The sequence below is a fragment of the Enterobacter sp. MGH 24 genome, from assembly GCF_000493015.1.
Taxonomy (GTDB): domain Bacteria; phylum Pseudomonadota; class Gammaproteobacteria; order Enterobacterales; family Enterobacteriaceae; genus Enterobacter.
In genome coordinates, this window is sequence record NZ_KI535657.1 from 3,038,835 (window position 1) to 3,062,022 (window position 23,188).

Consider the following 23,188-nt stretch of genomic DNA (forward strand, 5'->3'; position numbering starts at 1 on the left):
CTGTTTTTCACCCCCGCAGCCTCCCTGCGGGGTTTTTATTATGTTGAGTTGAGAGTTTAGTTTTCATGGAATCCCTGACGTTACAACCTATCGCGCGGGTAGATGGCACCATTAATCTGCCTGGTTCAAAAAGTGTCTCGAACCGCGCTCTGCTGCTGGCAGCTCTGGCAAACGGCACCACCGTCCTTACAAACCTGCTGGACAGCGATGACGTGCGCCATATGCTCAATGCGCTGAAAGCGTTGGGCGTTCATTACACTCTCTCCGACGATCGTACCCGCTGCGAAGTGACCGGCAACGGCGGCGCGCTGCGCTCGGGCGAAGAGCTTGAGCTGTTTCTGGGTAACGCAGGTACCGCGATGCGCCCGCTGGCGGCGGCCCTGTGCCTGGGGAGCAACAACATCGTGCTGACCGGCGAGCCGCGCATGAAAGAGCGTCCGATTGGTCACCTGGTGGATGCCCTGCGTCAGGGCGGCGCGCAGATTGAGTATCTGGAGCAGGAAAACTATCCGCCACTGCGTCTGCGCGGCGGTTTTACCGGCGGTCACGTCGAGGTTGACGGCAGCGTTTCCAGCCAGTTCCTGACTGCACTGCTGATGACCGCGCCGCTGGCCCCGCAGGATACGGTTATCACGATTAAAGGTGAGCTGGTTTCCAAACCGTACATTGATATCACGCTGCACCTGATGAAAACCTTCGGCGTTGAGGTGGAAAACCAGTCTTATCAGCGTTTTGTTGTGCGCGGAGCGCAGCGGTACCAGTCTCCGGGCAACTACCTGGTTGAAGGAGATGCGTCATCCGCGTCCTACTTCCTGGCCGCGGGTGCGATTAAAGGCGGCACGGTAAAAGTGACCGGTATCGGCCGTAACAGCGTGCAGGGCGACATCCGTTTTGCGGACGTACTGGAAAAAATGGGCGCTACTGTCACCTGGGGCGATGACTTCATCTCCTGTACCCATGGCGAGCTGAACGCCATCGACATGGACATGAACCATATCCCGGATGCGGCGATGACCATTGCCACGGCGGCGCTGTTTGCCAAAGGCACCACCACGCTGCGTAATATCTACAACTGGCGCGTAAAAGAGACGGACCGCCTGTTCGCAATGGCGACCGAGCTGCGAAAAGTCGGTGCCGAGGTGGAAGAGGGCGAAGACTACATTCGCGTGACCCCTCCGGCAAAACTGCAGTTTGCGGAAATCGGCACCTACAACGATCACCGTATGGCGATGTGCTTCTCGCTGGTGGCGCTGTCAGACACGCCTGTCACTATTCTTGACCCGAAATGTACCGCGAAAACCTTCCCGGACTACTTCGAACAGCTGGCACGCATTAGCACGCTGGCCTGATAACGTCGTGCCGCATCGCCCGATGCGGCATTTGCTTACGCTTCATTACGAACACCTTCGCTCATTTCTTCTACACTCTGCTTCAATCATTCCGTAATTTGCACGCAAAGGTAACAGTTGCGCACGTTGGCGCGTATAATGCGCGGCGTTCATGTAAACGCTATGCCTTATTTAAGGAGAAAAAGATGACGGCAGTTGCCCCGGTAATCACCATTGATGGGCCGAGTGGCGCAGGGAAAGGTACTCTGTGCAAAGCGATGGCGGAAGCATTGCAATGGCATCTTTTAGATTCGGGAGCAATCTATCGCGTGCTGGCGCTGGCCGCGCTGCATCATCATGTAGATGTTGCGTCTGAAGAGGCGCTGGTTCCGCTGGCTGCGCATCTGGATGTGCGTTTCGTGTCGACCGATGGCAACCTGGAAGTCATCCTTGAAGGGGAAGACGTGAGCGGCGAAATCCGTACTCAGGAAGTGGCTAATGCAGCCTCCCAGGTTGCGGCCTTCCCGCGCGTTCGTGAGGCGCTGCTGCGTCGTCAGCGCGCGTTCCGTGAAGCGCCGGGCCTGATCGCTGACGGACGCGATATGGGAACCGTGGTATTCCCTGATGCGCCTGTGAAAATTTTCCTCGACGCCTCTTCGGAAGAACGTGCTCAACGCCGCATGCTTCAGTTGCAGGAAAAGGGGTTTAGTGTTAACTTTGATCGCCTTTTATCCGAGATAAAAGAGCGTGATGACCGCGATCGTAACCGCGCCGTCGCCCCACTTGTTCCTGCAGAAGATGCATTAGTTCTGGATTCAACCAGTTTAACTATTGAGCAAGTGATTGAAAAAGCGCTACAATATGCGCGCCAAAAACTGGCACTCGCGTAATCGCGACCGATTTAGTAGTACCCCCGCTGCAATGGATTGACGGCGGGTATGTGAAACAACCCCATCCGGCACGGAGCCAGGTGGACGTTAATATTAACCTGAAGATTAAACATGACTGAATCTTTTGCTCAACTGTTTGAAGAATCCTTAAAAACAATCGAAACCCGCCCGGGTTCCATCGTTCGCGGTGTTGTTGTTGCTATCGACAAAGACGTAGTACTGGTTGACGCCGGTCTGAAATCTGAGTCCGCCATTCCGGCAGAGCAGTTCAAAAACGCCCAGGGCGAGCTGGAAATCCAGGTAGGTGACGAAGTTGACGTTGCTCTGGACGCAGTAGAAGACGGCTTCGGTGAAACCCTGCTTTCTCGTGAGAAAGCTAAACGTCACGAAGCATGGATCACGCTGGAAAAAGCTTACGAAGAAGCTGAAACTGTGGTCGGTGTTATCAACGGCAAAGTTAAAGGTGGCTTCACTGTTGAGCTGAATGGTATTCGTGCGTTCCTGCCAGGTTCTCTGGTAGACGTTCGTCCAGTTCGTGACACTCTGCACCTGGAAGGCAAAGAGCTTGAATTCAAAGTAATCAAGCTGGACCAGAAGCGTAACAACGTTGTTGTTTCCCGTCGTGCCGTTATCGAATCCGAAAACAGCGCAGAACGCGATCAGCTGCTGGAAAACCTGCAGGAAGGCATGGAAGTCAAAGGTATCGTTAAGAACCTCACTGACTACGGCGCATTCGTTGACCTGGGCGGCGTTGATGGCCTGCTGCACATCACCGACATGGCGTGGAAACGCGTTAAGCACCCAAGCGAAATCGTGAACGTGGGCGACGAAATCACTGTTAAAGTGCTGAAGTTCGACCGCGAGCGTACTCGTGTATCCCTCGGCCTGAAACAGCTGGGCGAAGATCCATGGGTAGCTATCGCTAAGCGTTACCCAGAAGGTACTAAACTGACTGGTCGCGTAACCAACCTGACTGACTACGGCTGCTTCGTTGAAATCGAAGAAGGCGTTGAAGGTCTGGTACACGTTTCCGAAATGGACTGGACCAACAAAAACATCCACCCATCCAAAGTTGTTAACGTTGGTGATGTAGTGGAAGTGATGGTTCTGGATATCGACGAAGAACGTCGTCGTATCTCCCTGGGCCTGAAACAGTGCAAAAACAACCCATGGCAGCAGTTCGCGGAAACCCACAACAAGGGCGACCGTGTTGAAGGTAAAATCAAGTCTATCACTGACTTCGGTATCTTCATCGGCCTGGACGGCGGCATCGATGGCCTGGTTCACCTGTCTGACATCTCCTGGAACGTTGCAGGCGAAGAAGCAGTTCGTGAATACAAAAAAGGCGACGAAATCGCTGCAGTTGTTCTGCAGGTTGACGCAGAGCGTGAGCGTATCTCCCTGGGCGTTAAACAGCTCGCAGAAGATCCGTTCAACAACTGGGTTGCACTGAACAAGAAAGGCGCAATCGTAAACGGTAAAGTGACTGCAGTTGACGCTAAAGGCGCAACCGTAGAACTGGCTGACGGCGTTGAAGGTTACCTGCGCGCTTCTGAAGCTTCACGTGACCGCGTTGAAGATGCCACTCTGGTTCTGAACGTAGGCGACGACGTTGAAGCTAAGTTCACCGGTGTTGACCGTAAGAACCGTGCAATCAGCCTGTCTGTTCGTGCTAAAGACGAAGCTGATGAGAAAGATGCAATCGCAACTGTTAACAAACAGGAAGATGCAAACTTCTCTAACAACGCAATGGCTGAAGCTTTCAAAGCAGCTAAAGGCGAGTAATATCAGGTTCTCAGCATCATTTGCGCAGTAACGCATTTACAGCGCGAAGGATGAGGAGCAAACTTGACAGATTGCAGGATTCGTCCTGTAATCAATAACAAAGGGCGGCTACGGCCGCCCTTGTTTAATGAGCTGTTCAGCTAATTGGTTTGAAAGGAACCGGAGGAATCATGACCAAGTCAGAATTGATTGAAAGACTTGCCAGTCAGCAACCGCATATCCCTGCCAAGGCAGTGGAAGATGCCGTAAAAGAGATGCTGGAGCATATGGCCTCCACTCTTGCCCAGGGCGAGCGCATTGAAATCCGCGGTTTCGGTAGTTTTTCTCTGCACTATCGTGCTCCACGTACCGGGCGTAACCCGAAAACTGGCGACAAAGTCGAGCTGGAAGGTAAGTACGTTCCACACTTTAAGCCGGGTAAAGAACTGCGCGATCGCGCCAATATTTACGGCAACTGAGTTTAGCCAGCCGGTTAAACTGGGTTCGAAAGAAAGCACCTGCGGGTGCTTTTTTTGTTTCTGTCGCTTTCATTCTGAAGGTGCATCGCATTTTTCGTTTCATTATCTGCAAACCGATAAAAACAGCACAGCGCGTGCTGTAAAACACATTCTTCGTACCTGACAACTCGCTCTGCCAGATTACATACTGCCCCCTGAAACAGGGAGGTAGCAATGGGAATTCCCGCTCTAAGCGTCTGCGTCATTCTGGCAATAGCCCCGTTACTCTGGTTACCTGAACTGCCGTCACGTCATACCGTGTGGCTAATGATTGCTGGTGGAATAGCGCTGGCGGCAGCGCGAAACGTACGACTGAAGTATATCGGGATCGCGTTGTTATTTTGCGTATGGGGTATGCTTGCCGCGCAGGAGAGCGTCTGGCCGATGCAGCATTTAACCACGGGTGCTGTGCAGGCTGAGGTAGAGATCACCGCCACAGATGGCGCAACGCTACATCAGGGAAACATTCTCAGCGTTGATGGCAAGCGGTGGTGGGCCACCACCGGCGTCACGCTGTATGGCAATTATCTGCCACAGCAAGCGTGTGCCGGTCAGCGCTGGAGCATGACGCTCAGGCTCAGGCCTGCTCACGGCGAACTGAACGACGGTGGATATGATTCTCAGCGCAGCGCTTTTGCCCGACATCAAACGCTGAGCGGCCGTTTCACCCGTGCTGAAGTCGTCGATGGACGCTGCAGCCTGCGAGCGCAATATCTGGCGTCACTGCAAAAACGACTTTCTGCTTACCGCTGGGGGGCGGTTATCCTCGGACTGGGGATGGGGGAACGTCTGGATGTGCCCCGGGAAATACAAAACCTGATGCGTGAAACCGGGACGCTGCATTTGATGGCGATTTCGGGTCTGCATATCGCGCTTGCGGCATCCCTTGTCTGGTTACTCGCTCGTGGACTCCAGTTTTTATTACCCAGCCATCGGGTCCACTGGCAAATGCCTCTCCTGGCCGGGTTATGCTTTGCCGCTTTCTACGCCTGGCTTACCGGTCTGCAACCTCCTGCGCTTCGAACGGTCATCGCGCTTGCTGTGCTTGCAATGTTGCGGATTGGTGCCCGTCAATGGTCTCCCTGGCAGGTATGGGTGTGCTGTATCGCGGCTATCCTGATAAGCGATCCCTTAGCCATACTTTCGCAGAGTCTGGCCCTGTCCGCATTTGCCGTCGCCGCGCTGATTTTCTGGTTTCAGTGGCTGCCTCTTCCTGGCTGGCACCGGGCACGACGTATACGGCCGCTGCTGAACCTGATCTATCTGCAGGTCGGCATGCTGATGCTGCTGATGCCGCTACAGGTTCTGATTTTCCATGGTTTCAGCATCTCCTCCCTGGTCGCGAATCTCTTTGCCGTTCCCCTGGTGACGTTTGTCTCCGTGCCGCTGATCCTGCTCGGCATGCTGCTTCATCTCCTACCGCTGGCGGCACCGGAAAGCGTCGTCTGGTTCGCAGCCAATAAGTCACTTGCGGGGCTATTCTGGCTCCTCATGCGCCTGCCTGAGGGCTGGCAAAATGTCGACCAACGCTGGCAGTACATGACATTACTGCCCTGGCTTATCATCATCGGCTGGCGCTTTCGTGCCTGGAAAACCGTTCCTGCCGTTTGCCTTGCAGGCAGTGTCTTACTGACGTTTCCCCTCTGGCGAACGGCAAAAAGCGAGAGCTGGACGCTGCATATGCTGGATGTGGGGCAGGGGCTGGCGATGGTCATTGAACGGCAGGGGAAAGCTATTCTCTATGATACCGGGCTCGCCTGGCCGGGCGGCGATAGCGCACAGCGGTTAATTATCCCGTGGCTTCGCTGGCATCACCTGAGGCCTGAAGGCATTATTCTCAGTCATGAACACCTCGACCATGCGGGAGGCCTCGCATCGTTGCAAAAAGCGTGGCCTGACGTGTGGATAAGAAGCTCCTTGCGCCAGGCGGGACATCGCCCCTGTTTTCGCGGGCAGAGATGGCGATGGCAGGGACTCACCTTCACCGTCCACTGGCCCCCTGAAAATGACCCGGCTCAGGGTAACAACCGTTCCTGCGTGGTAAAGGTGGACGACGGTGAGCAGAGTGTTCTGCTAACAGGGGACATTGAAGCGCAAGCGGAACAGGCTATGCTTAGCCATTACTGGCGTTATCTGACGTCCACGCTCATACAGGTGCCCCATCATGGCAGCAATACTTCGTCTTCATTGCCGCTGGTACAGCGGGTGGAAGGTCAGATCGCTCTGGACTCAGCGGCCCGGTATAACGCATGGCGATTCCCGTCGGCAAAAGTTGTCCGACGTTACCGGAAAGAGGGGTATATCTGGCATGACACCCCTCATTCTGGACAAATATCGGTGACATTCTCGCAACATCACTGGCAAATCCGGCGCTTGCGAGAGCAATTTTTACCCGTTTGGTATCATCAGTGGTTTGGCGCGCCCGTCGATAACGGGTAGAATATGCGGCTATTTCAACGAATGCTGGTTTTTTGAATGCATAACGACAAAGATCTCTCCACGTGGCAAACCTTCCGCCGACTCTGGCCGATGATTGCGCCCTTTAAAACAGGCCTGATCGTGGCGGGAGTAGCGTTAATCCTCAACGCAGCCAGCGATACTTTTATGCTATCGCTTCTCAAACCGTTACTGGACGACGGTTTTGGTAAAACGGATCGCTCAGTGTTGCTATGGATGCCTCTGGTGGTTATCGGACTGATGATCTTACGCGGTATCACCAGCTATATCTCCAGCTACTGTATTTCCTGGGTATCAGGGAAAGTGGTGATGACCATGCGCCGTCGCCTGTTCAGCCACATGATGGGCATGCCGGTCTCATTCTTTGACAAGCAGTCTACCGGGACGCTGCTGTCCCGTATTACCTACGACTCAGAGCAGGTTGCCTCCTCGTCCTCAAGCGCGCTGATCACCGTTGTGCGTGAGGGTGCGTCGATCATCGGCCTGTTTGCGATGATGTTCTATTACAGCTGGCAGCTGTCGATCATCCTTATCGTTCTGGCGCCGATAGTTTCTATTGCTATTCGCGTCGTCTCAAAGCGCTTCCGCAATATCAGTAAGAATATGCAGAACACGATGGGGCAGGTGACGACCAGCGCGGAACAGATGCTGAAAGGGCATAAAGAAGTTCTGATTTTCGGCGGTCAGGACGTCGAAACCAAACGCTTTGATAAAGTCAGCAACAAAATGCGTCTTCAGGGGATGAAAATGGTTTCGGCCTCTTCAATCTCTGATCCGATTATTCAGCTGATTGCCTCCCTGGCACTGGCGTTCGTCCTGTATGCGGCAAGCTTCCCGAGCGTCATGGAGACGCTGACGGCGGGTACCATTACCGTGGTCTTCTCCTCTATGATTGCGCTGATGCGTCCGCTGAAATCACTGACGAACGTCAACGCCCAGTTCCAGCGTGGTATGGCCGCCTGCCAGACCCTGTTCAGCATTCTGGATTCCGAGCAGGAAAAGGATGAAGGTAAGCGCGTGATCGAGCGTGCAAACGGAGACGTTGAATTCCGCAACGTGACCTTTACCTATCCAGGCCGCGAAGTGCCTGCCCTGCGTAATATCAACCTGTCTATTCCGGCGGGTAAAACCGTTGCGCTGGTGGGCCGTTCTGGTTCGGGTAAATCGACTATTGCCAGCCTGATGACCCGTTTCTACGACATTAACGAAGGTGAAATCCTGTTAGATGGTCACGACCTGCGGGAATATACCCTGCAGTCGCTGCGTAACCAGGTGGCGCTGGTTTCCCAGAACGTGCACCTGTTCAACGATACTGTGGCTAACAACATTGCGTATGCGCGCACGGATGAGTACAGCCGCGAGCAGATTGAGAACGCCGCGCGTATGGCTTATGCAATGGACTTTATCAATAAGATGGATAACGGTCTGGATACCATCATTGGTGAAAACGGCGTGCTTCTCTCCGGTGGCCAGCGCCAGCGTATTGCGATTGCGCGCGCGCTGCTGCGCGATAGCCCAATTCTGATCCTGGACGAAGCGACCTCTGCGCTGGATACCGAATCTGAACGCGCTATCCAGTCCGCGCTGGATGAACTGCAAAAGAACCGTACCTCACTGGTGATTGCGCACCGTCTGTCTACTATCGAGCAGGCTGATGAAATCGTCGTGGTTGAGGATGGCGTCATTGTTGAACGCGGAAGCCATGCCGATCTACTGGAACACCGCGGCGTTTATGCCCAGTTGCATAAGATGCAGTTCGGTCAACAATGATTGCACGCATCTGGTCAGGTGAATCCCCGCTGTGGCTGCTGCTTTTGCCGCTCTCCTGGCTATATGGCCTGGTGAGCGGCATTATCCGTCTGCTTTACCGTTTAGGGCTTAAGCGGGCCTGGCGCGCGCCGGTTCCGGTTGTGGTTGTCGGTAATCTCACGGCGGGCGGCAACGGTAAAACGCCGGTGGTGATCTGGCTGGTGGAACAACTGCAAAAACGCGGTATTCGTCCGGGGGTTGTCTCTCGCGGTTATGGCGGTAAAGCGGCGCAGTATCCATTTCTGCTGACGGCGGAAACTACAACCGCCGAAGCGGGCGATGAACCGGTCCTGATATATCAGCGTACCGGCGCGCCGGTTGCGGTCTCTCCGGTGCGCAGCGAGGCCGTGCAGGCTCTGGTTGCCGAACACGCGGTGCAAATCATCATTACGGATGATGGTCTGCAGCATTACGCCCTGGCGCGTGATAAAGAAATTGTGGTGATCGACGGGGTTCGCCGTTTCGGTAACGGCTGGTGGCTGCCGGCGGGGCCAATGCGGGAACGCGCTTCGCGTCTGAAGTCCGTTGATGCGGTGATTGTGAACGGTGGTGAGGCAAATGCGGGTGAAATCCCCATGCATCTCCTGCCGGGAATGGCGGTCAATCTGTTGACGGGTGAACGTCAGTCGGTTTCTCAATTACCTGCGCTGGTGGCGATGGCCGGTATTGGTCATCCTCCGCGTTTCTTCGCTACGCTGGAACAGTGCGGTGCACGGCTTGAGAAACGCGTTCCGTTGGCCGACCACCAGGCGCTGATGGAAGGGCAGATCGATGCGCTCACCGTGCCCGGTCAGACCCTGATCATGACCGAAAAAGATGCGGTGAAATGCCGTGCCTTCGCGAAAGAAAACTGGTGGTATCTGCCGGTTGACGCTGAACTCAGCGGCGAGCAGCCGGAACGTTTGCTCAAGGAACTGATTGCGTTGGTAAAATAAACGCTTACGCGGTTCTGGCGGCGCTTTGACTGACAGGAAAACGCATGTCTTTACCGCAACTCTCGCTTTCAGCCGCACGTCATTTACACCTTGCCGCGCAGGGGCTGCTCAAAAAGCCCCGCCGCCGCGCGCAGCCTGCCGATATTCTCTCTACCGTCCAGCGCATGTCGCTACTTCAAATCGACACCATTAACATTGTGGCGCGAAGCCCTTACCTGGTCCTGTTTAGCCGCCTGGGAAGTTATCCTCCGCAGTGGCTGGATGAGACGCTCAGCAAGGGGGAGTTAATGGAGTATTGGGCGCACGAAGCCTGCTTCCTGCCCCGCAGCGATTTTGCCCTGGTTCGCCACCGTATGCTTGCCCCGGAAAAGATGGGCTGGAAATACCGACAGGCGTGGATGCTGGAGCATGAGGCCGAAATTGAGCAGCTCATTGCGCATATTCAGGATAACGGTCCCGTACGCTCCGCCGATTTTGAACACCCGCGCAAAGGCACCAGCGGCTGGTGGGAGTGGAAGCCGCATAAGCGTCATCTAGAAGGACTGTTCACCTCTGGCAAAGTCATGGTGATTGAGCGGCGTAATTTTCAGCGCGTCTACGACCTGACGCATCGCGTGATGCCGCACTGGGACGACGAGCGTGACCTGCTCACCCAGGAGGCGGCCGAGACCATCATGCTGGAGAACAGCGCCCGCAGTCTGGGCATTTTCCGTCCGCAATGGCTGGCAGATTATTATCGCCTTCGCCAGCCCGTGCTGAAACCGCTGCTGGACATATGGCAACGCGAACAGCGCGTCATCCCCGTCACGGTGGAAACGCTGGGCGAAATGTGGCTGCATGCGGATCTCCTCCCGCTACTGCCTCTGGCCCTTGAGGGGAAACTTCAGGCAACCCACAGCGCGGTATTGTCGCCTTTCGACCCGGTCGTCTGGGACAGAAAACGCGCCGAGCAGCTGTTCGATTTTAGCTACCGGCTGGAATGTTATACCCCGGCCCCAAAGCGCCAGTATGGTTACTTTGTTCTCCCGCTGCTGCATAAGGGGCAACTGGTCGGGCGCATGGATGCAAAAATGCACCGTAAGACCGGCACGCTTGAAGTCATTGCGCTTTATCTGGAAGAGGGCGTCAGGGTAACGGCAAGCCTGGAAAAAGGGTTAACGTTCGCCATTAGCGAATTCGCACGCTGGCAGGGTGCCCGTGACGTGACGCTGGGCCGGGTACCCGACGGACTGTTTACATCCTGTCGAAGTGGCTGGGAAACAGGCACTCCCTGAAAAGGGAATGTGTTAAGCTTTAGCGATAACCCATACGGAGGAACTATGGATCACCGTTTACTTGAAATTATTGCCTGCCCGGTATGCAACGGCAAACTCTACTACAGCCAGGACAAACAGGAGCTGATCTGCAAGCTGGACAGCCTGGCTTTCCCGCTGCGTGACGGCATTCCGGTACTGCTGGAAAATGAAGCCCGTTCCCTGGTGGCAGAAGAGAGCAAACCATGAGTTTTGTTGTCATTATTCCTGCGCGTTATGCCTCAACGCGTCTGCCGGGTAAACCGCTGGTGGATATCAACGGCAAGCCGATGATTGTGCATGTCCTTGAGCGTGCGCGTGAATCCGGTGCCGATCGCGTGATTGTTGCTACCGATCATCCTGACGTCGCCCGTGCGGTTGAGGCGGCAGGCGGTGAGGTATGCATGACCCGCGCCGATCACCAGTCCGGCACCGAGCGTCTGGCGGAAGTGGTTGAGAAATGTGGTTTCAGTGATGATACGGTCATCGTTAACGTGCAGGGTGACGAGCCGATGATCCCGGCGGTGATTATCCGTCAGGTGGCAGAAAACCTGGCTCAGCGTCAGGTTGGTATGGCGACGCTCGCGGTGCCCATTCACCACGCTGAAGAGGCATTCAATCCGAATGCGGTGAAGGTGGTCATGGATGCCGAAGGCTATGCGCTCTATTTCTCCCGCGCCACGATCCCCTGGGATCGCGATCGCTTTGCGCTCTCTAAAGAGACCATCGGTGATACCTTCCTGCGCCATATTGGGATCTACGGCTATCGGGCCGGTTTTATTCGTCGGTATGTTACCTGGGCGCCGAGTCCGCTGGAGCATATCGAAATGCTGGAGCAGCTTCGCGTGCTCTGGTACGGTGAAAAAATTCACGTTGCCGTTGCCAGCGAAGTGCCTGGAACGGGCGTTGATACGCCGGAAGATCTTGAGCGCGTCCGCGCCGAGCTGCGCTAATACCGCCTGCATCCCTCCTGACGGGGGGATGTCCTCTCCCCGCTAATTCCCCTTTCTTTTCCCTAATTGATCTCTTCCGGGTGACATCTCCCTTCAGGACGCTCATTATAAAAGCAGTAGTCTTAATGGGGGTAATCTCATATGGAACAGCTGCGTGCCGAACTTAGCCATCTGCTGGGTGAGAAATTAAGCCGGGTCGAATGCGTGAGTGAAAAGGCCGATACCGCGCTTTGGTCGTTGTATGACAGTCAGGGCAACCCAATGCCGCTGATGGCCAGGAGTTTCACCTCGCCGGGCGTTGCCAGGCAGCTTGCATGGAAAATGTCGATGCTGGCGCGGGAGGGAACGGTCCGTATGCCGACGGTGTACGGCGTAATGACGCACGAGGAACACCCCGGCCCGGACGTGCTGCTGATTGAGCGCCTGCGCGGCGTACCCGTTGAAGCGCCCGCGCGCACGCCGGAACGCTGGGAGCAACTGAAAGACCAGATAGTCGAGGCGCTGCTGGCCTGGCACCGTCAGGATAGCCGCGGGCTTGTCGGTCCGGTCGACAGCACTCAGGAAAACCTGTGGCCGCTGTGGTATCGCCAGCGGGTTGAAGTCCTGTGGGGGACGCTTAACCAGTTCAACAATACCGGTTTGACCATGCAGGATAAGCGTATTCTGTTTCGCACCCGCGAGTGCTTGCCGGCGCTGTTCGACGGTTTTAATGACAACTGCGTGCTAATCCACGGTAATTTCACCCTGCGCAGCATGCTCAAAGACTCCCGCAGCGATCAGCTACTGGCGATGTTGGGGCCGGGGATCATGCTCTGGGCTCCGCGCGAATACGAGCTATTCAGGCTCAGCGACAGCGGGGCGGCGGAAGGTTTACTGTGGCACTACCTTCAACGCGCGCCCGTTGCAGAGGCGTTTCTCTGGCGGCGCTGGCTTTACCTGCTCTGGGACGAAGTTGCGCAGCTGGTCAATACCGGACGCTTTAATCGCGCAAACTTCGATCTGGCGACAAAATCACTCCTGCCCTGGCTCGCCTGACGATCCTTTCAGCCACTGCCAGAGGCGTCCGAGCGTCTCATAACCGACGCGATCGCTATGCATCAGCCACGCCGGGGATGGGATCGCCCGTTCCCACGGGTTGAGCGGCGCGTCGATAGCCATCTGGTTTGCCGGTGCGGGAAGCGGGTGCAGGCCTTGCTTCTCAAAGAAAATCATCGCGCGCGGCAGGTGTGAGGCGGAGGTCACCAGCAAGAACGGGACATCGCCAATTGCCTGCTTCACTGCGGCAGCCTCTTCTTCGGTATCTTTTGGGCTGTCCAGAGTGATAATCGAGGAACGCGGTACGCCGAGAGATTCCGCGACTCTGGCGCCTGCTTCAGCCGTACTCACCGGGTTCGTTTTGGCCGCCGCGCCGGTGAAGATCATTTTTGATCCCGGATTCGCCAGCCAGAGGCGAATGCCTTCGTTTAGCCGTGGCAGGCTGTTGTTGATCAGGTTTGAACTGGGCGCCCAGTCAGGATCCCAGGTATACCCACCGCCCAGCACTACGATGTACGACACTTTCTGGTTTCCCTGCCACGTCGGGTACTTAGTTTCGATGGGGCGTAACAGACCATCCGCGACCGGCTGCAGGCTTAACAGCAGCAGGACAAACCAGCCGAGCGTGATAAGCGTTTTGCCACTTTTCTGAAAGCGACTGAACCAGACCAGCGCCAGCCCCAGCGCGATCGTGAGCAGCAGCAGCGGAAGGGGAAGCATCATCCCTCCAATGTATTTCTTAAGGGTAAAAAGCATCCTTTTTGGTTCCTTTTTTGACCATATAGCAGGGGATTACCGGTGATATTACACCAGAGAGGTTCATTCTCCGCGCGGGTGTGACAAAATAGCGGTTTTGCAGTTAGCGAGTGGAACTCTGCCAATGCGGGATCGCAATTTTGATGACATCGCGGAAAAGTTTTCGCGCAACATTTATGGCACCACGAAAGGTCAGCTCCGTCAGACGATCCTCTGGCAGGATCTGGACACCATTCTGGCCACCTTTGGTGGGCAAACGTTGCGCGTGCTGGACGCCGGTGGCGGTGAAGGGCAGACGGCGATAAAAATGGCCGAGCGCGGTCATCACGTCACGCTTTGCGATCTTTCTGCTGAAATGGTCGCCCGCGCGACGCGTGCGGCAGAAGAGAAAGGTGTGAGCAACAACATGCATTTTATACAATGCGCCGCTCAGGACATCGCGCAGCATTTGGAAACCCAGGTTGATCTGATATTGTTTCATGCGGTGCTGGAGTGGGTGGCCGATCCGCAAAGCGTGTTACAAACCCTGTGGTCGATGTTACGCCCGGGCGGCACGCTGTCGCTGATGTTCTACAATGCTAACGGCTTCCTGATGCACAACATGGTTGCAGGAAACTTCGACTATGTGCAGGTCGGGATGCCCAAAAAGAAAAAGCGCACGCTTTCCCCGGACTATCCGCGCGATCCACAGCAGGTTTATGGCTGGCTGGAAGCGATTGGCTGGCAGATTGTCGGGAAGACGGGCGTCAGGGTGTTTCATGATTATCTGCGTGAAAAACACAAACAGCGTGACTGTTTTGACACCTTAACAGAATTAGAAACGCGGTATTGCCGTCAGGAGCCTTTTATCAGCCTTGGCCGCTATATTCACGTCACCGCGCACAAGCCGCAGATGCAAGGATAACCTATGAGTGAATTTTCCCAGACAGTCCCCGAACTGGTTGCCTGGGCCAGGAAAAACGATTTCTCCATCTCGCTGCCGGTAGACAGACTCTCTTTCCTGCTGGCGGTTGCCACGCTGAACGGCGAACGGCTGGACGGTGAAATGAGCGAGGGTGAACTGGTGGATGCGTTCCGCCATGTCAGTGATGCGTTTGAGCAAACCAGCGAAACCATTAGCGTGCGTGCCAACAACGCGATCAACGATATGGTGCGTCAACGTCTGCTGAACCGCTTTACCAGCGAGCAGGCGGAAGGAAACGCCATCTATCGCCTGACGCCGCTGGGCATCGGCATCACCGATTACTACATCCGCCAGCGTGAATTTTCCACGCTGCGTCTTTCCATGCAGCTCTCGATCGTGGCGGGTGAGCTTAAGCGTGCCGCCGACGCGGCGGATGAAAACGGTGACGAATTCCACTGGCACCGTAACGTCTACGCGCCGCTGAAATATTCGGTGGCCGAGATTTTCGACAGTATCGATCTCACCCAGCGCCTGATGGACGAACAGCAGCAGCAGGTGAAAGACGATATCGCGCAGCTGCTGAATAAAGACTGGCGAGCGGCCATCTCCAGCTGTGAACTTCTGCTGTCAGAAACCTCCGGCACGCTGCGTGAGCTCCAGGATACGCTGGAAGCCGCAGGGGACAAGCTGCAGGCTAACCTGCTGCGCATCCAGGACGCGACGCTGGCGCACGACGATCTGCATTTTATCGACCGTCTGGTGTTCGATCTGCAGAGCAAGCTTGACCGCATTATCAGCTGGGGTCAGCAGTCGATCGACCTGTGGATCGGCTACGACCGACACGTGCATAAATTTATCCGTACCGCGATTGATATGGATAAAAACCGCGTCTTTGCTCAGCGTCTGCGTCAGTCGGTGCAGACCTATTTCGATGCGCCGTGGGCGCTGACCTACGCCAGTGCCGATCGTCTGCTGGATATGCGCGACGAAGAGATGGCGCTGCGCGATGAAGAGGTGACCGGTGAACTGCCGCCGGATCTGGAATACGAAGAATTTAACGAAATTCGCGAGCAGCTTGCGGCGATGATCGAAGAACAGCTCGCTGTCTACAAAACCAGACAAGTGCCGCTGGATCTTGGTCTCGTGGTGCGCGACTATCTGGCGCAATATCCACGCGCGCGCCACTTCGACATTGCCCGCATTGTGGTAGACCAGGCGGTGCGCCTGGGCGTCGCGCAAGCAGATTTCACCGGACTGCCGCCGAAGTGGCAGCCAATCAACGATTACGGAGCCAAGGTACAGGCGCATGTCATTGACAAATATTGAACACGTGATGCCGGTTAAGCTGGCACAGGCGCTGGCGAATCCGTTATTTCCGGCGCTGGACAGCCAGCTGCGTGCCGGTCGTCACATTGGCTTAGACGAGCTGGATAATCACGCCTTTTTGATGGACTTCCAGGAGTACCTGGAAGAGTTTTATGCACGCTACAACGTGGAGCTTATCCGCGCGCCGGAAGGGTTCTTCTACCTGCGCCCGCGCTCCACGACGCTGATTCCGCGTTCCGTGCTCTCCGAGCTGGATATGATGGTCGGCAAAATTCTTTGCTACCTCTACCTCAGCCCGGAACGTCTGGCAAATGAAGGGATCTTCACCCAGCAGGAACTTTACGACGAGCTGTTGACGCTGGCTGATGAGAGCAAGCTGCTCAAGCTGGTGAATAACCGCTCCACGGGGTCGGATCTGGACCGTCAGAAATTACAGGAAAAGGTTCGCTCTTCCCTGAACCGTCTGCGTCGTCTTGGGATGGTCTGGTTTATGGGTCACGACAGCAGCAAATTCCGCATTACGGAATCTGTCTTCCGCTTCGGTGCCGACGTGCGTGCGGGCGATGACGCGCGTGAAGCGCAGCTTCGCATGATCCGCGACGGTGAAGCAATGCCGGTGGAAAACCATTTGCAGCTCAATGATGAGCATGAAGAGAATCTGCCGGATAGCGGGGAGGAAGAGTAATGATTGAACGCGGTAAATTTCGCTCACTGACGCTGATTAACTGGAACGGCTTCTTTGCCCGAACCTTCGATCTGGATGAGCTGGTCACGACGCTCTCCGGCGGTAACGGTGCGGGTAAATCCACCACCATGGCGGCCTTTGTTACGGCGCTGATCCCCGATCTGACGCTGCTTCACTTCCGTAACACCACCGAAGCGGGGGCAACAAGCGGTTCCCGTGATAAAGGTCTACACGGTAAGCTGAAGGCGGGCGTCTGTTATTCGGTTCTGGACGTCATTAACTCCCGTCATCAGCGTGTGGTGGTGGGCGTGCGCCTGCAGCAGGTCGCCGGTCGCGACCGTAAAGTGGATATTAAACCGTTTGCGATCCAGGGTCTGCCAACGTCCGTACAGCCGACGTCGCTGCTGACGGAAACCCTGAACGAACGCCAGGCGCGCGTGCTGACGCTGCAGGAGCTGAAGGACAAGCTCGAAGCCATCGAAGGCGTGCAGTTCAAGCAGTTCAACTCGATCACCGACTACCACTCGCTGATGTTCGATCTGGGCGTGGTGGCGCGTCGTCTGCGCACGGCATCAGACCGTAGCAAATACTACCGCCTGATTGAAGCGTCGCTGTACGGCGGTATCTCCAGCGCGATTACCCGCTCCCTGCGCGACTACCTGCTGCCGGAAAACAGCGGCGTGCGCAAGGCCTTCCAGGATATGGAAGCGGCGCTGCGTGAAAACCGCATGACGCTGGAAGCGATTCGCGTTACCCAGTCTGACCGCGACCTGTTTAAACACCTAATCAGCGAAGCCACCAACTACGTGGCGGCGGACTACATGCGCCACGCCAACGAGCGCCGGGTGCATCTCGATCAGGCATTAGAATACCGTCGCGAGCTGTTTACCTCCCGTAAACAGCTGGTGGCCGAGCAGTACAAGCACGTCGAAATGGCGCGCGAGCTGGGCGAGCACAACGGTGCTGAAGGCGACCTGGAAGCCGATTACCAGGCCGCCAGCGATCACCTTAACCTGGTGCAGACCGCGCTGCGTCAGCAGGAAAAAATCGAGCGCTATGAAGCGGACCTCGATGAGCTGCAGATTCGTCTCGAAGAGCAAAATGAAGTGGTGGCCGAAGCCGCTGACATGCAGGAAGAGAACGAAGCCCGCGCCGAAGCGGCCGAGCTGGAAGTGGATGAGCTGAAAAGCCAGCTTGCCGATTACCAGCAGGCGCTGGACGTGCAGCAGACGCGAGCGATTCAGTACAACCAGGCACTGCAGGCATTACAGCGCGCGAAAGAGCTGTGCCATCTGCCCGACCTGACGCCGGAGAGCGCCGACGAGTGGCTGGATACCTTCCAGGCCAAAGAGCAGGAAGCCACCGAGAAACTGCTGTCCCTCGAACAGAAAATGAGCGTTGCGCAAACGGCGCACAGCCAGTTTGAGCAGGCTTATCAGCTGGTGGTCGCAATTAACGGCCCGCTGGCGCGTAACGAAGCCTGGGACGTTGCTCGTGAACTGCTGCGCGACGGTGTGAACCAGCGCCATCTGGCCGAGCAGGTTCAGCCGCTGCGTATGCGTCTGAACGAGCTGGAGCAGCGCTTGCGCGAGCAGCAGGAAGCCGAGCGTCTGCTGGCGGATTTCTGCAAGCGTCAGGGTAAAAATTACGATTTCGACGAGCTTGAAACCCTGCATCAGGAGCTGGAAGCGCGTATTGCAGCCCTGTCCGATACCGTATCAAACGCCAGCGAACAGCGTATGAACCTCCGTCAGGAGCTGGAGCAGATTCAGTCCCGTTCGAAGACGCTCCTGGAGCGTGCGCCGGTCTGGCTGGCGGCTCAAAGCAGCCTGAACCAGCTCAGCGAGCAGTGCGGCGAGCAGTTCGAATCCAGCCAGGAAGTGACCGAATACCTGCAGCAGCTGCTGGAGCGCGAGCGCGAAGCCATCGTTGAACGTGACGAAGTGGGCGCCCGCAAGCGCGACGTCGATGAAGAGATTGAGCGCTTAAGCCAGCCGGGCGGGTCAGAAGATCCGCGCCTGAATGCGCTAGCCGAGCGTTTTGGCGGCGTGCTGCTGTCCGAGATTTATGACGACGTTGGCTTGGACGATGCCCCGTACTTCTCCGCGCTGTACGGTCCATCCCGCAACGCGATTGTGGTTCCCGATCTGTCGCTGATTTCTGAGCAGCTTGCCGGCCTGGAAGATTGTCCGGAAGATCTCTACCTGATCGAAGGGGATCCGCAGTCGTTCGATGACAGCGTATTCAGCGTCGACGAGCTGGAAAAAGCGGTGGTGGTGAAAATCGCCGACCGTCAGTGGCGTTATTCCCGCTTCCCTGAGCTGCCGCTGTTTGGCCGCGCCGCGCGCGAAAGCCGCATTGAAAGCCTGCACGCCGAGCGTGAAACGCTGTCTGAGCGTTTTGCGACCCTGTCGTTTGACGTGCAGAAAACCCAGCGTCTGCACCAGTCGTTCAGCCGCTTTATCGGCAGCCATCTCGCCGTAGCGTTTGACGCGGATCCGGAAGCCGAAATCCGCAAGCTTAATACCCGCCGTGGCGAACTGGAACGTGCGATTGCCAGCCATGAAAGTGATAACCAGCAAAGTCGCGTTCAGTTTGAACAGGCGAAAGAGGGCGTTGCTGCCCTTAACCGCATTCTGCCGCGCCTGAACCTGCTGGCGGACGACACGCTGGCTGACCGTGTTGATGAGATCCAGGAGCGTCTGGATGAAGCGCAGGAAGCCGCGCGTTTCGTTCAACAGCACGGCAATCAGCTGGCTAAGCTGGAGCCCGTCGTGTCTGTACTGCAGAGCGACCCGGAACAGTTTGAGCAGTTAAAAGAAGATTATGCCTGGTCGCAGCAGGTGCAGCGCGAAGCGCGTCAGCAGGCGTTTGCCCTGACGGAAGTGGTGCAGCGTCGGGCCCACTTTGGCTACTCAGATTCGGCTGAAATGCTGAGCGGTAATAGCGACCTGAACGAAAAACTGCGTCAGCGCCTTGAGCAGGCGGAAGCGGAACGTACTCGCGCCCGCGAAGCAATGCGCAGCCACTCCGCTCAGCTGAACCAGTACAACCAGGTGCTGGCCTCGCTGAAAAGCTCCTTCGATACCAAGAAAGAGCTGTTAAACGATCTGCAGAAAGAGCTTCATGACATCGGCGTGCGTGCCGACAGTGGGGCAGAAGAGCGCGCGCGTATTCGTCGTGACGAGCTGCATTCTCAGCTCAGCAATAACCGCGCGCGTCGTAATCAGCTGGAAAAAGCGCTGACCTTCTGCGAAGCGGAAATGGATAACCTGACCCGTCGCCTGCGCAAGCTGGAACGCGACTATCATGAAATGCGCGAGCAGGTCGTGACCGCCAAGGCGGGCTGGTGCGCGGTGATGCGCATGGTGAAAGACAATAACGTTGAACGTCGTCTGCACCGCCGTGAACTGGCGTATCTCTCTGCGGATGAGCTGCGATCCATGTCGGATAAGGCGTTGGGTGCGCTGCGTCTGGCGGTGGCGGATAACGAACACCTGCGCGATGTGCTGCGTATGTCGGAAGATCCAAAACGTCCGGAACGTAAAATTCAGTTCTTCGTGGCGGTTTACCAGCACCTGCGCGAGCGTATTCGTCAGGACATCATCCGCACCGACGATCCGGTCGAAGCCATCGAACAGATGGAAATTGAGCTGGGCCGCCTCACGGAAGAGCTGACCTCTCGCGAGCAGAAGCTGGCGATCAGCTCCCGCAGCGTGGCGAACATTATCCGCAAAACCATTCAGCGCGAGCAGAACCGTATCCGCCAGCTGAACCAGGGTTTGCAAAGCGTGTCGTTTGGCCAGGTGAACAGCGTGCGCCTCAACGTCAACGTGCGTGAAGCCCATGCAACGCTGCTGGAAGTGCTGTCTGAGCAGCACGAGCAGCATCAGGATCTGTTCAACAGCAACCGTTTGACCTTCTCCGAAGCGCTGGCGAAGCTGTATCAGCGCCTGAACCCGCAGATTGATATGGGGCAGCGTACGCCGCAAACCATCGGAGAAGAGCTGCTGGACTACCGTAACTACCTGGAAATGGAAGTTGAGGTAAACCGTGGCTCAGACGGCTGGCTGCGTGCGGAATCCGGGGCGCTCTCTACCGGTGAAGCGATCGGTACCGGGATGTCAATTCTGGTGATGGTCGTGCAGAGCTGGGAAGATGAAGCGCGTCGCCTGCGCGGCAAAGACATCTCGCCATGCCGACTGCTGTTCCTGGATGAGGCGGCGCGTCTTGATGCCCGCTCAATTGCCACACTGTTCGAGCTTTGCGAACGTCTTGATATGCAGCTCATCATTGCGGCACCGGAGAACATCAGCCCCGAGAAGGGCACAACCTACAAACTGGTGCGTAAAGTGTTCCAGAACAGCGAACACGTTCACGTTGTGGGGCTGCGTGGCTTTGCGCCGCAGCCGCCAGAATCATTGCCGGAAACCACGGCGGACGCTTCCTGAAGCGTCTTTTGACCCGAAGCGGCGCCCTGGCGCCGCTTTTTTTTTAAACTTAACTTGTGCTTAGGGCTACGTTATCTTTAAACTTCTTTACATAAGGTAAGGCAACAGCTTAGCCGTCTACCTATAATGAAAGAAAGCCCCAACGTGATGGGCATGTCGTGAAAACAGGGGGCAAGGGATGTTGCTTAAGAAAGAATGTGGTCGTCAGCTGTCTGCGCTGAGTTTATGCCTGGCAGTGATGTTTGCTCCGCTGTTAACAGCCCAGGCCGACGAGCCTGAAATTGTGCCGACTGACAGCTCGGCAACGACAGGCGCGCAGCCAACGTCGTTGTCCCAGCCGCTGGACCAGTCTCCGGCGACGGCTATCATGGCCGGGATTAAACCGCTGCCGGAAGGCATCGACACCGAATCGCTCAGTCAGCAGCTGCAGTCGGGGCTGCCGTCAGGCTACACGCCTGTCTATCTCAATCAGCTCACGCTTCTCTATGCCGCCCGCGATATGAAACCCATGTGGGAAAATCGCGATGCCGTGCGCGCCTTCCAGCAGCAGCTGGCGGAGGTCGCGATTGCAGGGTTTCAGCCGCAGTTTACAAGGTGGGTTGAGCTGTTAACCGATCCTGTCGTCACCGGGCAGGCGCGAGACGTGGTGCTTTCCGATGCCATGATGGGCTACCTGCAGTTCGTGGCGGGTATTCCGGTCAATGGCAACCGCTGGCTGTACAGCGATAAGCCGTACAAGCTGGCGACGCCGGCGCTGTCGGTGATTAACCAGTGGCAGCACGCGCTGGACAATGGTGAACTGCCGCGCTTTATTGCCAGCCTGGCACCGGCGCATCCACACTATGCCACTCTGCACCAGTCGCTCCTCGCGCTGGTGGGGGACACGCGTCCATGGCCGCAAATGCGCGGTACCGCGACGCTGCGTCCGGGGCAGTGGAGCAGCGATGTTCCTGCCCTGCGCGAGATCCTGACGCGTTCCGGTATTCTGGAAGGCGGGCCAAAGATTGCTCTTCCGGGGGATGATTCACAAAGCGTCGCCGTCAGCCCGTCAGCTCCCGTGAAAGAGAAGAAAGCCGTTGTCCTGAGTAACAAACCCGCGGCTTACGATCGCGAGCTGGTTGCGGCCGTTAAGCAATTTCAGGCCACTCAGGGACTGGGGGCCGATGGCGTCATTGGCCAGACGACGCGCGACTGGCTGAACGTATCGCCTGCGCAGCGGGCAGGGGTGCTGGCGCTCAATATCCAGCGTTTGCGCTTGCTGCCGGGAACGCTCTCTACCGGCATTATGGTTAACATCCCGGCGTATTCCCTGGTTTATTATCAGGATGGTAGCGAAAAACTGGCGTCGCGCGTGATTGTCGGACGTCCGGATCGTAAAACACCGATGATGAGCAGTGCGCTGAATAATGTGGTGGTTAACCCGCCGTGGAACGTGCCGCCGACGCTGGCGCGGAAAGACATTCTGCCGAAGGTCTGGAACGATCCGGGTTATCTGGAACGTCATGGCTATACGGTGATGCGCGGATGGAACAGTAAAGAGGCCATCGATCCTTACATGGTCGACTGGTCAACGATCACTGCGTCGAATCTTCCGTTCCGTTTCCAGCAGGCTCCTGGGGCGCATAATTCTCTAGGGCGCTACAAGTTCAATATGCCGAGCTCAGAAGCTATCTATCTGCACGATACGCCGAACCACAACCTGTTCCAGAAAGATACGCGTGCGCTGAGTTCTGGCTGCGTGCGCGTGAACAAAGCCTCGGAGCTGGCCAATATGCTGCTGCAGGATGCGGGCTGGAACGATACCCGCATCTCGGATGCCCTGAAACAGGGAGATACGCGTTACGTAAATATTCGCCACAATATTCCGGTCAATCTTTACTATCTGACGGCGTTTGTGGGCGAAGACGGGCGTACCCAGTATCGTACAGATATTTACAATTATGATCTCACCGCGCGATCTGGCGCACAAATTTTGCCAAAAGCGGAACAATTAATCAGGTAAATGAAGCAGTTCGGGAAAAATGATTGTCGTAAGTTATGGTGAATAGGTAGCTATATCGCTGCAAGCCGCGTATTCACTGGGGT

Annotated in this window: 16 protein-coding genes and 1 pseudogene; 16 read left to right on the forward strand and 1 reads right to left on the reverse strand. The window is 56.4% G+C overall.

The features are described 5' to 3' along the window. The first annotated feature begins 65 nt into the window (after window positions 1-65). From aroA to L370_RS07625, 11 genes are all read left to right on the forward strand, one after another. A complete protein-coding gene (gene aroA, locus L370_RS07675) occupies window positions 66-1,349 on the forward strand; it encodes a 3-phosphoshikimate 1-carboxyvinyltransferase (RefSeq protein ID WP_023335126.1) in 1,284 nt (427 codons plus the stop codon). Between the two features lie 185 nt (window positions 1,350-1,534). After that, the gene (cmk, locus tag L370_RS07670; protein ID WP_013097305.1) at window positions 1,535-2,218 is read left to right on the forward strand and encodes a (d)CMP kinase; all 684 of its coding nucleotides are present in this window, start codon (window positions 1,535-1,537) and stop codon (window positions 2,216-2,218) included. 111 nt (window positions 2,219-2,329) lie between these two features. Beyond that, on the forward strand, window positions 2,330-4,003 hold the full coding sequence (gene rpsA / locus L370_RS07665) for a 30S ribosomal protein S1 (protein ID WP_014169387.1): 1,674 nt from the start codon (window positions 2,330-2,332) through the stop codon (window positions 4,001-4,003). Between the two features lie 170 nt (window positions 4,004-4,173). Then, window positions 4,174-4,461, forward strand: coding sequence for an integration host factor subunit beta (gene ihfB / locus L370_RS07660; protein WP_008499965.1), 288 nt, complete (start codon window positions 4,174-4,176; stop codon window positions 4,459-4,461). A 213-nt stretch (window positions 4,462-4,674) separates the two neighbouring features. Then, window positions 4,675-6,939: a ComEC family protein gene (locus tag L370_RS07655; protein WP_023335127.1), complete on the forward strand. Its 2,265-nt coding sequence runs from the start codon at window positions 4,675-4,677 to the stop codon at window positions 6,937-6,939. Between the two features lie 36 nt (window positions 6,940-6,975). Continuing rightward, the gene (gene msbA, locus L370_RS07650) at window positions 6,976-8,727 is read left to right on the forward strand and encodes a lipid A ABC transporter ATP-binding protein/permease MsbA (protein ID WP_023335128.1); all 1,752 of its coding nucleotides are present in this window, start codon (window positions 6,976-6,978) and stop codon (window positions 8,725-8,727) included. Beyond that, window positions 8,724-9,701, forward strand: coding sequence for a tetraacyldisaccharide 4'-kinase (gene lpxK, locus L370_RS07645; RefSeq protein ID WP_023335129.1), 978 nt, complete (start codon window positions 8,724-8,726; stop codon window positions 9,699-9,701). The genes msbA and lpxK overlap by 4 nt, the downstream gene beginning before the upstream one ends. Before the next feature lie 44 nt (window positions 9,702-9,745). Further along, a complete protein-coding gene (locus L370_RS07640) occupies window positions 9,746-10,975 on the forward strand; it encodes a winged helix-turn-helix domain-containing protein (RefSeq protein ID WP_023335130.1) in 1,230 nt (409 codons plus the stop codon). Between the two features lie 45 nt (window positions 10,976-11,020). After that, a complete protein-coding gene (gene ycaR / locus L370_RS07635) occupies window positions 11,021-11,203 on the forward strand; it encodes a protein YcaR (protein WP_006174474.1) in 183 nt (60 codons plus the stop codon). Further along, window positions 11,200-11,946 carry a 3-deoxy-manno-octulosonate cytidylyltransferase gene (kdsB, locus tag L370_RS07630; RefSeq protein WP_023311001.1) on the forward strand — a complete coding sequence of 249 codons (747 nt, stop codon included), beginning with the start codon at window positions 11,200-11,202 and terminating at the stop codon, window positions 11,944-11,946. The genes ycaR and kdsB overlap by 4 nt, the downstream gene beginning before the upstream one ends. 141 nt (window positions 11,947-12,087) lie before the next feature. Beyond that, entirely contained in the window at window positions 12,088-12,981 is an 894-nt protein-coding gene (locus tag L370_RS07625) for a YcbJ family phosphotransferase (protein WP_023311002.1), read from the forward strand. On the opposite strand, the gene elyC is transcribed toward L370_RS07625, so the two are convergent. Further along, window positions 12,958-13,737 carry an envelope biogenesis factor ElyC gene (gene elyC / locus L370_RS07620; protein ID WP_023335131.1) on the reverse strand — a complete coding sequence of 260 codons (780 nt, stop codon included), beginning with the start codon at window positions 13,735-13,737 and terminating at the stop codon, window positions 12,958-12,960. The two genes, L370_RS07625 and elyC, sit on opposite strands and share 24 nt — an antisense overlap. Window positions 13,738-13,861: 124 nt before the next feature. On the opposite strand from elyC, the pseudogene cmoM reads away from it, so the two are divergent. The 5 genes and pseudogenes from cmoM to ldtD all read left to right on the forward strand — a co-directional run bounded on the left by cmoM (window position 13,862) and on the right by ldtD (window position 23,105). Continuing rightward, window positions 13,862-14,652, forward strand: a pseudogene (gene cmoM, locus L370_RS07615) (tRNA uridine 5-oxyacetic acid(34) methyltransferase CmoM). Further along, the gene (gene mukF / locus L370_RS07610) at window positions 14,645-15,967 is read left to right on the forward strand and encodes a chromosome partition protein MukF (protein ID WP_023335133.1); all 1,323 of its coding nucleotides are present in this window, start codon (window positions 14,645-14,647) and stop codon (window positions 15,965-15,967) included. The pseudogene cmoM and the gene mukF overlap by 8 nt, the downstream one beginning before the upstream one ends. Further along, window positions 15,948-16,652: a chromosome partition protein MukE gene (gene mukE / locus L370_RS07605; protein ID WP_023335134.1), complete on the forward strand. Its 705-nt coding sequence runs from the start codon at window positions 15,948-15,950 to the stop codon at window positions 16,650-16,652. The genes mukF and mukE overlap by 20 nt, the downstream gene beginning before the upstream one ends. Beyond that, entirely contained in the window at window positions 16,652-21,103 is a 4,452-nt protein-coding gene (mukB, locus tag L370_RS07600; RefSeq protein WP_023335135.1) for a chromosome partition protein MukB, read from the forward strand. Before mukE ends, mukB begins: the two co-directional genes overlap by 1 nt. Window positions 21,104-21,281: 178 nt before the next feature. Further along, window positions 21,282-23,105 (forward strand): L,D-transpeptidase, encoded by a 1,824-nt coding sequence (gene ldtD / locus L370_RS07595; RefSeq protein ID WP_023335136.1) that lies wholly within the window; start codon window positions 21,282-21,284, stop codon window positions 23,103-23,105. Window positions 23,106-23,188 lie beyond the last annotated feature (83 nt).

What these genes read in the sequence shown, in the direction of transcription:
- aroA (WP_023335126.1), top strand. Translation starts at nt 66, where the DNA reads ATGGAATCCCTGACGTTACAACCTATCGCGCGGGTAGATGGCACCATT.
- cmk (WP_013097305.1), top strand. Translation starts at nt 1,535, where the DNA reads ATGACGGCAGTTGCCCCGGTAATCACCATTGATGGGCCGAGTGGCGCA.
- rpsA (WP_014169387.1), top strand. Translation starts at nt 2,330, where the DNA reads ATGACTGAATCTTTTGCTCAACTGTTTGAAGAATCCTTAAAAACAATC.
- ihfB (WP_008499965.1), top strand. Translation starts at nt 4,174, where the DNA reads ATGACCAAGTCAGAATTGATTGAAAGACTTGCCAGTCAGCAACCGCAT.
- L370_RS07655 (WP_023335127.1), top strand. Translation starts at nt 4,675, where the DNA reads ATGGGAATTCCCGCTCTAAGCGTCTGCGTCATTCTGGCAATAGCCCCG.
- msbA (WP_023335128.1), top strand. Translation starts at nt 6,976, where the DNA reads ATGCATAACGACAAAGATCTCTCCACGTGGCAAACCTTCCGCCGACTC.
- lpxK (WP_023335129.1), top strand. Translation starts at nt 8,724, where the DNA reads ATGATTGCACGCATCTGGTCAGGTGAATCCCCGCTGTGGCTGCTGCTT.
- L370_RS07640 (WP_023335130.1), top strand. Translation starts at nt 9,746, where the DNA reads ATGTCTTTACCGCAACTCTCGCTTTCAGCCGCACGTCATTTACACCTT.
- ycaR (WP_006174474.1), top strand. Translation starts at nt 11,021, where the DNA reads ATGGATCACCGTTTACTTGAAATTATTGCCTGCCCGGTATGCAACGGC.
- kdsB (WP_023311001.1), top strand. Translation starts at nt 11,200, where the DNA reads ATGAGTTTTGTTGTCATTATTCCTGCGCGTTATGCCTCAACGCGTCTG.
- L370_RS07625 (WP_023311002.1), top strand. Translation starts at nt 12,088, where the DNA reads ATGGAACAGCTGCGTGCCGAACTTAGCCATCTGCTGGGTGAGAAATTA.
- elyC (WP_023335131.1), bottom strand. Translation starts at nt 13,737, where the DNA reads ATGCTTTTTACCCTTAAGAAATACATTGGAGGGATGATGCTTCCCCTT.
- mukF (WP_023335133.1), top strand. Translation starts at nt 14,645, where the DNA reads ATGAGTGAATTTTCCCAGACAGTCCCCGAACTGGTTGCCTGGGCCAGG.
- mukE (WP_023335134.1), top strand. Translation starts at nt 15,948, where the DNA reads ATGTCATTGACAAATATTGAACACGTGATGCCGGTTAAGCTGGCACAG.
- mukB (WP_023335135.1), top strand. Translation starts at nt 16,652, where the DNA reads ATGATTGAACGCGGTAAATTTCGCTCACTGACGCTGATTAACTGGAAC.
- ldtD (WP_023335136.1), top strand. Translation starts at nt 21,282, where the DNA reads ATGTTGCTTAAGAAAGAATGTGGTCGTCAGCTGTCTGCGCTGAGTTTA.